Source organism: Rhodococcus sp. OK519, from assembly GCF_003051005.1.
GTDB lineage: Bacteria > Actinomycetota > Actinomycetes > Mycobacteriales > Mycobacteriaceae > Prescottella.
The window spans coordinates 239,012-250,764 of record NZ_QAOW01000008.1; the positions used below are offsets into that span (position 1 = coordinate 239,012).

The 11,753-nt window shown below is 66.5% G+C and carries 12 protein-coding genes and 1 pseudogene; 6 read left to right on the forward strand and 7 right to left on the reverse strand.

Going from position 1 to position 11,753, the window contains the following annotated elements; all coding sequences use genetic code 11:
• Window positions 1-2,537: 2,537 nt before the first annotated feature.
• The 5 genes and pseudogenes from C8K36_RS19955 to C8K36_RS19975 all read left to right on the forward strand — a co-directional run bounded on the left by C8K36_RS19955 (window position 2,538) and on the right by C8K36_RS19975 (window position 6,235).
• Complete coding sequence (locus tag C8K36_RS19955; protein WP_107986254.1) at window positions 2,538-2,843, forward strand: type VII secretion target; 306 nt, start codon at window positions 2,538-2,540, stop codon at window positions 2,841-2,843.
• Window positions 2,844-4,529 (forward strand): alpha/beta hydrolase family protein, encoded by a 1,686-nt coding sequence (locus C8K36_RS19960; RefSeq protein ID WP_258195507.1) that lies wholly within the window; start codon window positions 2,844-2,846, stop codon window positions 4,527-4,529.
• Window positions 4,529-5,092, forward strand: a complete 564-nt coding sequence (locus C8K36_RS19965) for an LppA family lipoprotein (protein ID WP_107986255.1) — start codon at window positions 4,529-4,531, stop codon at window positions 5,090-5,092. The genes C8K36_RS19960 and C8K36_RS19965 overlap by 1 nt, the downstream gene beginning before the upstream one ends.
• Window positions 5,093-5,154: 62 nt before the next feature.
• The gene (locus C8K36_RS19970) at window positions 5,155-5,553 is read left to right on the forward strand and encodes a YbaB/EbfC family nucleoid-associated protein (RefSeq protein ID WP_107986256.1); all 399 of its coding nucleotides are present in this window, start codon (window positions 5,155-5,157) and stop codon (window positions 5,551-5,553) included.
• A gap of 181 nt (window positions 5,554-5,734) precedes the next feature.
• A pseudogene (locus C8K36_RS19975) lies at window positions 5,735-6,235 on the forward strand (IS630 family transposase).
• Here the strand turns inward: C8K36_RS19975 and C8K36_RS19980 are convergent.
• The 6 genes from C8K36_RS19980 to C8K36_RS20005 form a co-directional block, all read right to left on the reverse strand.
• Window positions 6,232-6,429 carry a hypothetical protein gene (locus C8K36_RS19980; protein ID WP_146176509.1) on the reverse strand — a complete coding sequence of 66 codons (198 nt, stop codon included), beginning with the start codon at window positions 6,427-6,429 and terminating at the stop codon, window positions 6,232-6,234. The pseudogene C8K36_RS19975 and the gene C8K36_RS19980 overlap by 4 nt on opposite strands.
• Window positions 6,426-6,671 carry a type II toxin-antitoxin system Phd/YefM family antitoxin gene (locus C8K36_RS19985; protein WP_107986258.1) on the reverse strand — a complete coding sequence of 82 codons (246 nt, stop codon included), beginning with the start codon at window positions 6,669-6,671 and terminating at the stop codon, window positions 6,426-6,428. The genes C8K36_RS19980 and C8K36_RS19985 overlap by 4 nt, the downstream gene beginning before the upstream one ends.
• Window positions 6,672-6,738: 67 nt before the next feature.
• Window positions 6,739-7,230: a hypothetical protein gene (locus tag C8K36_RS19990; RefSeq protein WP_107986259.1), complete on the reverse strand. Its 492-nt coding sequence runs from the start codon at window positions 7,228-7,230 to the stop codon at window positions 6,739-6,741.
• Window positions 7,227-7,424 (reverse strand): hypothetical protein, encoded by a 198-nt coding sequence (locus C8K36_RS19995; protein WP_107986260.1) that lies wholly within the window; start codon window positions 7,422-7,424, stop codon window positions 7,227-7,229. Before C8K36_RS19995 ends, C8K36_RS19990 begins: the two co-directional genes overlap by 4 nt.
• 165 nt (window positions 7,425-7,589) lie before the next feature.
• A complete protein-coding gene (locus tag C8K36_RS20000; protein ID WP_107986261.1) occupies window positions 7,590-7,787 on the reverse strand; it encodes an antitoxin VbhA family protein in 198 nt (65 codons plus the stop codon).
• Window positions 7,788-7,940: 153 nt separating this feature from the next.
• Window positions 7,941-8,582: a Fic family protein gene (locus tag C8K36_RS20005; RefSeq protein WP_107986262.1), complete on the reverse strand. Its 642-nt coding sequence runs from the start codon at window positions 8,580-8,582 to the stop codon at window positions 7,941-7,943.
• A 601-nt stretch (window positions 8,583-9,183) separates the two neighbouring features.
• Here C8K36_RS20005 and C8K36_RS24600 point away from each other — a divergent pair.
• Entirely contained in the window at window positions 9,184-9,864 is a 681-nt protein-coding gene (locus C8K36_RS24600) for a hypothetical protein (protein WP_146176510.1), read from the forward strand.
• A gap of 109 nt (window positions 9,865-9,973) precedes the next feature.
• Here C8K36_RS24600 and C8K36_RS20015 read toward each other — a convergent pair whose 3' ends face one another.
• The gene (locus C8K36_RS20015; protein WP_107986264.1) at window positions 9,974-11,680 is read right to left on the reverse strand and encodes a hypothetical protein; all 1,707 of its coding nucleotides are present in this window, start codon (window positions 11,678-11,680) and stop codon (window positions 9,974-9,976) included.
• Window positions 11,681-11,753: the final 73 nt, after the last annotated feature.

An 11,753-nucleotide genomic window follows, 5' to 3' on the forward strand; every position in this document is an offset into this window, starting at 1 on the left:
CGCAAGAGCGGCGTCGATTTCAGGTTTCCCCAGTAAGAAGCGGGTGCGTTTTGCGCCCTATGATCTACGTCACTGACGCGCATGACGCAAATGCGCCGGAGGCGGGTTTGTGGCCCGGAACCGCCGGGGAGCGCAGCAAGCGGCGGGGCCGCATCGGTGTAGTGGCGTCAGGGTCACACGGGTCGCGCCAGCGGGCCGTGCCAAGCAAGGCGCAGCCGTGGGCCGTGGCGTCAGCCGCGGCTTCCTCGTTGGGTCTGCGCCGTCTCAGGGCATGCGTGCTCGCGCGCTGACACAACATCCGCGAAGGCGCAGTGGTGTCGTGGGTCCGGTGCCCGCGCGTGAGCGCGTCTCGAAGAGCAGCTGGCGCCGGTGAGGGCCCCACGACGACACGTAGCCGCAGCGGCCGGCGACGGCAGGTGTGGTCTCGCAGCGCCGTCAGGCGCGTCCCCATCCCGCGCCGCAGGAGCGGGTGGCCGAGCCTGTGTCGAGGTCTTCTCGTCCGTCTCGATCCCCGGTGCCGCCGGTGTCGCACGGCTGCTTCGGAGGCCCCGCGAGAGGGGTGCACGGGTGCGTCAGGAGCGGGCTGGGTGACCCCGATCGGCTCGGGCAGTGCGGTGCCACCGCGCGGTCACAGGGCTCTCGTCACCGGCTCGCTGCGGGCTCTTGTCACCGGCGGCCGCCGTCCGGTCGAGGGACCTGCGGCCAGCCCCCGCAGGCGGTGGGAGCACCGTCTGGGACCGGGCGCAGACGGCTCCGGAGAGGGGGTCTGGGGGAGGGGGTGACGTCACGACTGCGCGGCCGCCGTAGGGGGCTGCCGATTGGTGTCACAGCGGCGGCCCGTGGCCGCCACCGAGAGCGCCAGAAGCGGCCGCCGTAGCCGCTTCCGTGGGAGCCACAATGCTGGGCTGGGGTCGCGTGAGCGGCACAGGTCGGCACAGGGCGGCCGCGGGGTGGCTGCCGGCGGCGGCCGCCTTCCCCGGCCGCAGGATCCTGCGGCCGGCTGACGGGAACAGGGCGGCTTCTGCGGCGCACGTGGGTAGGTCGCAGCGCTCTTCTGCGACCGGCTCCGGCGCGCAGCGTCCGGGGCCGCCAGGTCACCCATCCGTGCATGGTTCACCTGGCCCCACGTGCGCCGCAGAAGCTGCTTCGTATCGGTGCGGGAGTATCTCGGGGACGGCAAACAGAATTGGGCACGCAGTGCTCGTTTCCGGCGCCGTTTCTGGTGGGCACATGACTCCCGGAACGGGCGTCGAATGGGTATTTCATGTGCTCGGAATTCGCCTCATTCGCGTAAATGCGGATTGGGTATGGATATCACCGCTCCGAGAATTGTTCACCCGGTGCCGGCACCATTCTTGGCGGGCCGTAGAGAATCACGGGAGCGGTGCGGCCGGGGTCGCCGGCCGCCGCGAGCGTCTGCAGAAGCCCAGGTCACGGGGTTGTGGCAGTTCTGCGGCGTGTCAATGGTGTTCCAGCGGCGTCGCAGTGGCGTCTCGGCGGCCAGGGTGCAGCTGGCGCGGCAGACACGCCTCTGTGCGGATGCTGTGCGGACACTCGCAGGCGACAGTGCCGCCGCACGGCATCCGCAGCACGGTGCGTGAGTGGACAGTGAGCGGATAGTGACCGGCCGCTGTGCGTACAGCAGACGCACTATCGCCGTAGAACGACCGCTCTACGGCCACAGTGTCACCGCAGTGCCGCCGCACAGTGGCCGAAGTGGCGATACCGCCACACAACCGCCACCGTGTGGCGAATCTGCGGCGGCTATCTGTCCGTTGTACGTCCTGGCGTGCCTAGTGCGGTCGGTGTGCGGATGGTGTGTAGCCGCTCAACGGCGTATCCGCCGCCACGTCTCCGCCACTCCTCCGCCGCTGAGCAGCCGCAGTACAGCCGTTCAGTGGCGGATGTGCGGCGATACTGCGCCGCGGTGGCACCTGCTGCGCGATGACGGATGCACGGCGGAAGTACAGAAAGAGAGAACCCGCACTCTGCCTGAAGCAGAGTGCGGGTTCTGTGTTCGGTGGTGGCGCGCCGTGATGCGGTCGCCGCGTTGCCCCCGCGGCGAAGCTGCCCGCCAGGCGGCATCCTGGCCTCGTGTGAGAATCCTCCGGTGACTTCGAAGGTGCGCCGAGTGCTCACGGGACTAGCGACCGTGGCGACCGTCCTGATCGGCGGCGGACTCATGTTCGATCGTCATGAGACCCGTGACTATGCGCAGTGCACGGACGCCACGAGAGTCCTCCGCGACGCTGCTCAACTGCCGGTCGACCCGGACGTTGTCAGTGTGTCGCTGGTCCGGGCTTGTGAGGACGCGAACCGTGTCGGCCTCGTTGTGGCCGGGATCGGCTCATCCGCGAAATCTTGCGGATCTCCCGCCCGACCAGATCGTCCAAAGCCGACCGCGCATCACCAATCCGCAGCAATCGGGGTGGAACCGTTTGCAGCCGGGCTGCGTCGAACCACACAGGGCTCCGCTGTGAGCCCGGAGCAGCCGTGCTCGGTACCGCGCGCGGCGCAGAAGGACTTGGAGGGGTGCGTTGGGGGATCAGCTGGGTGTCGACACTGAGGCGTTGCGTTCGCTCGCTGCATCGTTGACGGGCGAGGGTGATCGGATCTCGGGTATCGACCCGTCCCGTCCGATCGACGCCGCCACCGCCGCAATGCCGGGATCGTCGGTCGGAGCGGCCGCGGCCCGCGCCGGGCACCCCCTGCTGCGGTCCTACCGCAACACCGCCGAGCGGCTGCGTGACATGTCCGCGAACGCGGAGGCGAACGCCCGCGGCTATGACGAAACCGACGACACCTTCCGGCGGGACCTCGCCGCCACCGGTGGGGACAATTAGATGGTCACGCTCGCACAGCTCCGCACCTGGCAACCGGATCTCCTCGCCGCGGCCGGCACCGCCGTCGCCGCAGCGAACCGCACCTTCGGCGACGCGATGCAGGCGGCCGGATCACATGTCGACACCGCCATGTCGAGTTGGCACGGCACCGCCGCCGCGGCCGCCTCGTCGCGATCCGCCTCGGAACAGGAAGCCGGACGCCGCATCACGACAGCGGTCACCGCCCAGGCCGACGCATTGACGAACGCCGCGGCCTCGATCGGTCCCGCCCGGCTCACCGCCCTCTCGATCGCCGACGAGGCGATGGCCTCCGGATTCGCGGTCGCCGACGACGGACGGGTCAGCGCCCCACCGTTCGTCAGCGGTAACCCCGTCGCCGACCTACTGATTCAGGCACAACTGGGCGAACGGGCGGCCGTGCTCGAGGCCCGGCTGATGCCTGCTCTCGCGACGGTCGGCGAACTCGACGCCCGCGCCGGCGCCGCCCTGGACGCCGCGACCGCCCAGCTCGGCGACGCCGGCGAGACCCGAGCAGGGAGTCTCGGCGCCGGCGCGCTCCCCGAGCCGGCACCCGACGCCTCCGCCGCCGACAACAAGAAGTACTGGGACTCGCTCACCGAAGAACAGCAACGCCGGATCATCGACGAGCACCCGGAATGGGTCGGCAACCGCGACGGCATCCCCTCCGCCGTGCGACACGAGGCGAACGTGGGCCGGTTCGACGACGAACGCGCCCGCCTCGAAGCCGAACGCGACCGCCTGCAGGCGAACCTCGACGACAACCTCTTCGGCGGCACGTTCACCAACGACGACGCCGCGCTCTGGTACACCGAGCAGAAACTGCGCGACCTCGAGGAGATCGAAGGCATCGTGGCGGAAAACCCCGACGGCCAGCTGATGCTGCTCGACCTGCAGTCCGGCGAACGCGGCATGGCGGCCTTCGCCGTCGGAGACCCCGACACCGCAGACCACATCTCCGTCACCACCCCCGGACTGAACACCAACATCGACGAATCCTTCAACGGCATGGTCAATGAAGCGACATACCTGCAGACCGAGGCGGAGAAACAGCTGGATCGCACCGGACCCGCCGACGAGACCGTGGCGAGCATCGCATGGTTGGGATACGAACCACCGCAGACCACCGGACCGGGAGCCCTCGACCTCGGGCGCGGCGGACTGGACGTGGCCCAGACCGACCGCGCGAACGCCGGTGCCGCGAAACTCGCCGGCTTCTACGACGGCCTCGATGTCGCGTCCACGCAACCGGACCCGCACATCACTGCCCTCGGCCACTCCTACGGATCCCTCACCACCGGTCTGGCCCTCCAAGACCCCGGCCCCGGCCAACCCGTCGACGACGCCGTGTTCTACGGATCACCCGGCATCAACGCCGACGACGAATCCGACCTCGGCCTCGCCGAAGGACACGGCTACGTGATGGAGGCCGACGAGGACCGGATCGTCACCGAGATCGGCAAGACGCACCGGTTCGGCCCTGACCCCAGCACCGCCGACTTCGAACAGCTCTCCACCAACGCAGGCACCAGCCCCGACGGCGTCACGCGAGACGGCGTCCACTCACACAGTCAATACTCACAACTCGGCGACAACGGGGAGCTTCGAATGTCGGGATACAACATGGCAGTGATCGTGGCCGGCCAACCCGAACTGGTGGTGCGCTGATGAACCGACGCACACTACCGCTACTGGCGGCGATCGCAACGACCGTGACAATCCTGACCACCGGATGCGGAGACCTCGAAACCATGGGCAACCCCTACAACCACACCGACGAAGAAATCGCTGCCGCGGCCGCCCTGCTGCCCACCCTGCCCACCCTCGAGGACACCGAGAAGCAGATCACCGATGCGGTGATGCAGATCGCCGACGCCGCAACAGCCATCGCACCAGAACTGCAGTGGGAATGGCGACGCAAGCGGACCCAGTTCAGCTGCGGCGGCGCCTTCGGCAAGACCGACGGGCTCCAGATCGACCTACAGAACTACGTCTCTCCTACCCCGATCCCCGACGCCGCCTGGCCCCGAATTCTCCAGGCTGCCCGAGACATCGCCGCGCCCCTCGGCATCACCCAGCTGAACGTCCACGTCGACGAGCCGGGCGATCACGACGTGGTGCTCACCAGCGACGACGGCAACCGGATCACCTTCGGTACAAACGTCGCCGCGGTCATCAGCGCCACCACTGGCTGCCGACTCCCCGCCCACCGGACCGACCCGACGCCGTAACGCGTCAACCCCCGATTGCCGCCCGCCCAGCACACCCGACCGACCACTCCGGGAGCGACACCATGACAAGCAGTGCACCGCTCGACGACCTCGCCGCGAAAGCACGCCGAGTCCACGAAGCGGTGACACTCGTGCGCGGACGGGCCCAATCCGCGGGCGGGCACGTCACCGCTGAAGTCGACGCCGCCGGCCGTATCACCGCGCTGACCATCACCGACACCGCCCTCGCCGGCGGCGCCGCCGCGCTCGCGGCGATCGTCACCGACACCCACCGCGCAGCGTGCGCCAAGGCCGAGAGAGCCGCGCAGGCCCTGCGTGACGAACTGGTCGCCGACCCCCGGGTCGCACAGATCGTCGCCGGAACAGGCACGAACGCCCCTGCCGCGCCGCGTCACCACCCCACACCTGTCGAGGACGACGACGCGTACTACGCCACCAGGTCGATCCTCCGGAGCATCTGACAACAGCGCTGAATCACCAGCGGAAGATGGCCGAGGACAAGACCTTGCGAGAGGCGATGCGGTACCTCAAACAGCAAGTCGCCAAGCGTCTCTGGTGAATCATGCGCGATGACTTCGAGCAGCGCTTAACCCTGCCTCGACCGCGTAACACAGATCGGGGAGTCGAGCTCAACAGTGCGGCATCGCCCGAACGCGCTGGGTAGCGTGCAGGAATGGCCGTTGCAGAGTTGGGATCGATAACTTTGGACTGCGACGATCCTCCAAAGTTGCCCGATGCCGAACGGGCACCCGGCACCGTGCCACCGAGTTCCTGGCGTTCCTGCGCAAGATCGATACCGAAGTGCCCGCAGATCTCGACGTGCATCTGGTGATGGACAACGCCTCGACCCACAAAACCCCGGCCGTGAAGCGCTGGCTCGCAGTGCATCCCAGATTCGTTATCCACTTCACGCCCACGAGTTCGTCCTGGATGAATCTGGTGGAACGGTGGTTCGCGGAGCTGACGAACAAGAAGCTTCGCCGCTCCGCTCACCGATCCGTACGTGAACTCAATGCCGACATCCGCGCCTGAATCGACGCCTGGAACGAAACCCCGCAACCTTACGTATGGGTGAAGACCGCTGAACAGATCCTCGAATCCATCGCGAACTACTGCGGCCGAATTAACGACTCAGGACACTAGCTCAGTAGCCCCCGACGGAACGCTGCCAACTCTTTTTCCAAAGTGCTGGTGCCGTTCGCCACGCGTCGCGAGGCAGCCTTGGTTGCTTCGGTGACGGCGCCACCGGCGAGACGAACGCCCGCGGTGGCGAACTGGATCGCCTCTTCAACGCTGCGGACAGGCGCCTGCTTCGTCACCTTGCGTGCGACAGTCATTCGATCAGGTCGTGGGTGGTGCCGCGCTCGAGCCTATCGATCGAGGCCAGCAGCCGACGGGCGTTCTCCGGGCTCCTGATCAGGTACGCCGTCTCCTTCAACGACTCGTAGTCGTCGAGAGCCACCATCACCACCGGCGCATGGCCAGCCCGGGTGATCACCACTTCCTCACGGTCGGCGGTGACGGCGTTCAAGGTCTCGGCATATCTCGCCCGCGACTGCGAATACGTCATCGTCTTCACGGGCCGACCCTACCTGGAAAAACACAGGACCCGCGTCTGCCGGAGGCCGCAGAGTCACAGCCCCCATCTACGTCGACTCCCAGGTGGCGGCAACGATCACGTCGGCCGCCTGCTCGATCTCGGCGTCGGTGCCCGCGCAGCCGGTCAGCCACGCCACGATCGACACCGGCCGGCCGGCCACCAGGGACGGCTGCGGCTGCGTGAGCAGCGCCTGCACCGTCAGCGGGTGCAGATCGTCGTTCAGCAGCGGCAGGACCTTCTCCAGATGAGGGACCGCGCCGACGGCGATGAACTGGGCAGGCGGCAGCAGTCGGCCCTGGCCCGACGTAAACGCCCACAGGGTGCCGTCGGTCAGGCGCTGGCGGATGCAAGTGGTGGTGACACCGAGGCGCTGCGCCGCGTCGTCGACCGACAGGGAGCTGTGCACCAGGTCCTGCATGCGGATGTCCCGGTCCACGCGAGCCGCCGTGGCGGCCGCGGGGTCGGTGACGAAACCGGCCTCGGCCAGCAGCGTGGCGTCGTGTTCGGACAGCGCAGGCCCGGCAGACGGGTCTGTCACGCAAGCCTGCGGTTCAGTTCGGCGGACACCGTGGCGACCCTCTTCGCTACCTCCGCGACCTGCCGCTTCCTTGAGCTCGCAGCGGCGATGACGGCATCGTGCACGAACGTTTTCAGCGACACGTTTTCGCGTTCGGCAGCCTCCCGCAGTTCCCTTTGCTCTTCGTCGGTGAACGTGATGTTGAGTGATGGCACGGCGGTGGTCCTTTCTCATCAGTCCCTCGCCAGGATGCCTAGTCGTTCAGCGGCCAGGCAAGGGTGAAGCCGCATCGGCGGCGGGCTCCGGGGCTCGGATCGTTCAGTCGCCGAACTCGAAACCTTGGTCGCGCTGGCTGTTAGTGTTGCTGCGCGAGCATCGAGTCAGCTCAGAAGCTTCCGACGGAGTGCCGCCAGCTCTTCCTCTGCCGTGCTGGTGCCGTTCAACACGCGTCGCGCGGCAGCCTTGTTTGCTTCGGTGACGGTGCCACCCGCGAGACGAACACCCGCGGTGGCGAACTGGATCGCCTCTTCAACGCTGCAGGCAGGTGTCTGCTTCAGCACCTCGTGCGCGAGAGTCATGCTGGCGCCCTTCTCTGTGCGGTTCGGTCGATCGCATTCTCGATTTTACGTGGTTGTTGATCAAAGCGTCGGCAGTGAGACGATCAGCGTCGACCTCGGCGGACGGCGAGGCGTCGTAGCGGATCTGCCAGCTGTGACCTGCAGTCTCCAAGTTCAGCGCGGGAGCGCGGTGAGACCGTGTTTGCGCATCAGAGCCTTCACCGCGTCATGCTCGTCGTTGATGTACGCCCGGGCGAGCAGATCGTTGACGGTGTCAGCGAGCCGCGGATCGTTCTCGTCGACGGGAACGACCAGCATCTGGCCGTGGCCGATGAGCGGGCTGTTCGCGACGAACAACGCGGTGCGCTTGTTCCCATCCTCGAACGGCTGAGCCTCGGCGAGCTCCACGAACAGATCCAGTGCGTACTCGACGACGTCATCGCAGGCCAGTGAGTCGATCAGCTGCTGGAGACCATCGTCGGTCAGCGCGGGAGGCATGTGCCGGCCGTAGCGGGTTCCGACGCCGATCTGCTGGTCGTCGGTGCGCAGCTGTCCCGGGTGCAGTGCGCCGCTGCGGGTGATCTGCGCGTTGATCGCGCGGACGTAGGGAGCATCGACCGGCTGATCGTGGTGGTCGATGACGAACTGAGCGACGTCCCGGAGGTCCTTGAGCAGCGCGAGGTCGGCGCGGGAGCAGATACCGGCCAGGCTTCCTGAGCGCAGGAAGTTCTCAGTGTCGAGGCGGCCGACAGCGAGACCGTCGAACACCTTGCCTGAGGTGTAGACGACGCCGGTCAGGTCGGCAACGATGATCATGGGCAACAGCGTGCTCCGTGCATGTGGTCGGAGGCCGGCCAGCGGCCATCCCCGAAATCACGCCAGGACCCCGTTTTCAGCTCCGCCCCCTCTTCACTCCTGATTGCTGCGCGGTTACCGATGAGAATTTCAGTTCCCGCAGCGTCTCCGGCAAAAGGCCACCTCAGCGCGTATGTCGTCGAGTGCCGGGTAGATTGACCGGCCAACTGGCCACTTGACCAGCTTGAGTAGACGGCCAGGGCGCCGAACTGGTCTGATTCGCCGGAGTCGCTAAGGTAGGCCCGCCAATCTGTGCTGCAAAGTCGAACGGTATCGGTCGACATGAGTAGATCGCCCGGCAGGACGGCCACTTTGACGGGTTTCCCGACCTGCTCAGGTCTATTCAGCGCTACCTTGCTCCGTGGCGCACATCGAGGTTCCCGGCGAACGAGTTCCGCCGCCACCTCCTGGATGCCGACCTCGAGCCGATACCCACGCGATGAACATGAACAGTCGCCAGCACTTGCTCAAGGTGCGGCTCACCCGCCGCATCGCAGTCCCACGCCACCGCCCAGCTCGCCACCAAAACGATCGCTGTCTAACTACCAGGAAGGATGAAGTAATGAACAGTCACCCTGCCTCCCCCTCAGTCGATGAGGAGCTGACTCGGCTCGTCGGCCTGCTCTCCGAGCTGTCCCGCATCGAACTCGGAGGGACCGACAACGCCTGTCACCGGGTCGGCGCAGCTGTCCTCCTTCGCCTCGCCGACCGCGACGGTAACCACCAGCCCGCCGCGCTCGGCCGCGTCGCGCTCGAAGCCCTCGTCGCGGCACTTGGCGGCGACCCTGACGCGAGTATGCCCTCCGTACCGGCTCGAACTGAGCCGGCGCCACTGCTAGAGCCGGAGACGCCCCGGCCGCTGGAGCCGGTGGTCGAGGAGCCGACCGGGCCTCCGCCGAACCGAATCTCGCCGATGCCCGACGGCAGCACCCGGGTCTACGTCGGTTCTGCAGCCAGGTTCGCAGACAGTGATCGGGCCTGGTCTGCGCAGCGCCGCGACCAGGTCGAGCTGTTCCACTGGCGGGTGACCTGGTCCTACTCGCCGCAACTACTCGCGGAGATGAAGGAACTCATCCCGGCCACCGGCCGAGCCTGGACTGGCACTGCGTGGGCGATCACCAATGGCCGCGTGACCACGCTCCTCGATCACCTCGTTAGCGTCGGGTGCACCCTCACCACCGACGACCCGGCAGTACTCGACTCGCCGCTGACCCGCGACTACTTCGAGGACGGGGTGCCGTGACCAACGTGCACCTGCAGATCGACCGCGTCACCGTCGACGGCGAGGAAATCACCCGCATCACCGCACCCTCCGTCCCGACAGCACCCGGATCGCGCAGGTGTCGTCGAGTTTAGGAACCGACGATGGCGCCTGGTGCGACGGAGTGATCGATCTCCGCGGGAGCCTGGCTTGTGACTGATGCGCCGTCTGAGATCACCGCAGCCAGGTTGTCGATGTTCTCGTGGTCGGCGTCGGCCGGGAACATCCACTGGACGTCGCGGCGGTCCGTGGTTATGCCGATGGTTGGGCGCACGGCCGCATCGTGTTTCGGGCGTGGGCGCACAAACCTGACCTCGTCCAGCGGATAGATCGAGCCGAGTTCGCCGTGCCGCAGAAGGGTTCTCGGAGTGGCGGTGACGATCCGGCGGTCAGTTACGGCCACGAAGGTGCTCGAAGTGAGCTTCTCGACCACTGCGCCGGCCTTGCTTGGACGGAGTGCGTCCCAGGTGGCGTCAACTCGTTTGGCGAGGAGCGCTGGTATGACTCCAGTGAGGTTGTGAGCTCCAGTCTCGTAGGGGAACGCGACGCTGCGAAGCGTCTCGCCGTCCTCAAGGAACCACCGAAGGACATGAAGGTACGGCTCAAGATCAAGGCCGTCGGGCGCGCACAGAGTTTCTGGTACAGCAGGCATCTCGACTGCCGGATGGAGCGTGTTGGCCAGCGGTTCGATGGCTTCGAGGAGCTGCTTGCACGTCAGTCGGGTTGCCTTCGCATCTTTGCGCTTCTTCGTGAGCGGAACCGTAGCTCGGCTGGGGAGCTCGGCGATGATCCGCAACTCACGCACGAGTGATTTCGTGAGCAGCCTGATCTCGTGGAGGGACTCTTCGATCTCGGCGGGTAGGTTCCGTGCGATCTGGTCGAAGAGCTGCGCTTCGCTCTCGTCGCTAACGCTTCGGGTTCGGGCGAGCGAAGCACGAATCGCCTGGTACTCGGCGCGTGTCTTCAGCGAACTGAGCAGCGCATACGTGTCGAAGACGATCGCTTCGGCGTTGGACTCGAGGTACTGGCGGCGCGCGCGTCCGTCCAGTTTCCCTATCTCCTGAACGTGTCCGACCACGTTCTTCCGATAGAGCTTCAACTCTTTGTGAATCATGGGGCCGCTAGAAGCGATGGGCTCCCAGACAGAGTCCGTGATGGTGTCGAGTTCGCGAGCCTCCTTGATCGCCTCATCGACGGCCTCCGTGAGCCCTTCGAGTTCGGCCCACTGCTCGTTCCGGATGGTCTTGAGTACCTGTGTGGTGATTGCGATGTTGGTGCGGACGAGACCCGAAATTTCACCGAGCTGCATCTGGAGCGCGATCATGGCTACGGCCGGACCGATTGCTGCGGCGGCCGCGGCGGCCGTCATCGAAGCCGGAATGAAGCGTGCCTGCGCGACCAGCTTGCCGTCCTTGAAGATCGCTCCGAGCAGTGCGCCGTCTTTTCCGGCCATCTGCCCGCCGCTCTTCAGCAGGGACAGCGTCGCATCGTTGACCCGGTAGAGGCCCTGCGCGCTTGATACAGCCTCCGCAACGTTTCCCACTATCGTGCCCACGTTGCCGAGCGAACCCAGAGCAGTCGAGAGCTGTGTCCGGTCGAATGATGGCACCAGATCGAGGCTGATGAGTTCGAGGCCTTCGGGGACTTCACCGAACACCACTGCGACACCGGGTGTCACCTCGACGAGGGTCATCGATGGTGCGACTTCCAGAGCATCCGAGCTGTTCTGCCCCTCTTCATCAGGCCGCATGTCGACGCTTTCGTCTTCGCTGGCAACCTCTTCAGGCGCGCCGTCCATGCGTGCTCTCCTTCTCGTCGACGAACGCAGTTTCGACTTCTTTCGACACCCCTAGCGCGAGTTCGCGATTCAA

What these genes read in the sequence shown, in the direction of transcription:
- C8K36_RS19960 (WP_258195507.1), top strand. Translation starts at nt 2,844, where the DNA reads ATGGTCACGCTCGCACAGCTCCGCACCTGGCAACCGGATCTCCTCGCC.
- C8K36_RS19965 (WP_107986255.1), top strand. Translation starts at nt 4,529, where the DNA reads ATGAACCGACGCACACTACCGCTACTGGCGGCGATCGCAACGACCGTG.
- C8K36_RS19970 (WP_107986256.1), top strand. Translation starts at nt 5,155, where the DNA reads ATGACAAGCAGTGCACCGCTCGACGACCTCGCCGCGAAAGCACGCCGA.
- C8K36_RS19980 (WP_146176509.1), bottom strand. Translation starts at nt 6,429, where the DNA reads ATGACTGTCGCACGCAAGGTGACGAAGCAGGCGCCTGTCCGCAGCGTT.
- C8K36_RS20000 (WP_107986261.1), bottom strand. Translation starts at nt 7,787, where the DNA reads ATGACTCTCGCGCACGAGGTGCTGAAGCAGACACCTGCCTGCAGCGTT.
- C8K36_RS20005 (WP_107986262.1), bottom strand. Translation starts at nt 8,582, where the DNA reads ATGATCATCGTTGCCGACCTGACCGGCGTCGTCTACACCTCAGGCAAG.
- C8K36_RS24600 (WP_146176510.1), top strand. Translation starts at nt 9,184, where the DNA reads ATGAACAGTCACCCTGCCTCCCCCTCAGTCGATGAGGAGCTGACTCGG.
- C8K36_RS20015 (WP_107986264.1), bottom strand. Translation starts at nt 11,680, where the DNA reads ATGGACGGCGCGCCTGAAGAGGTTGCCAGCGAAGACGAAAGCGTCGAC.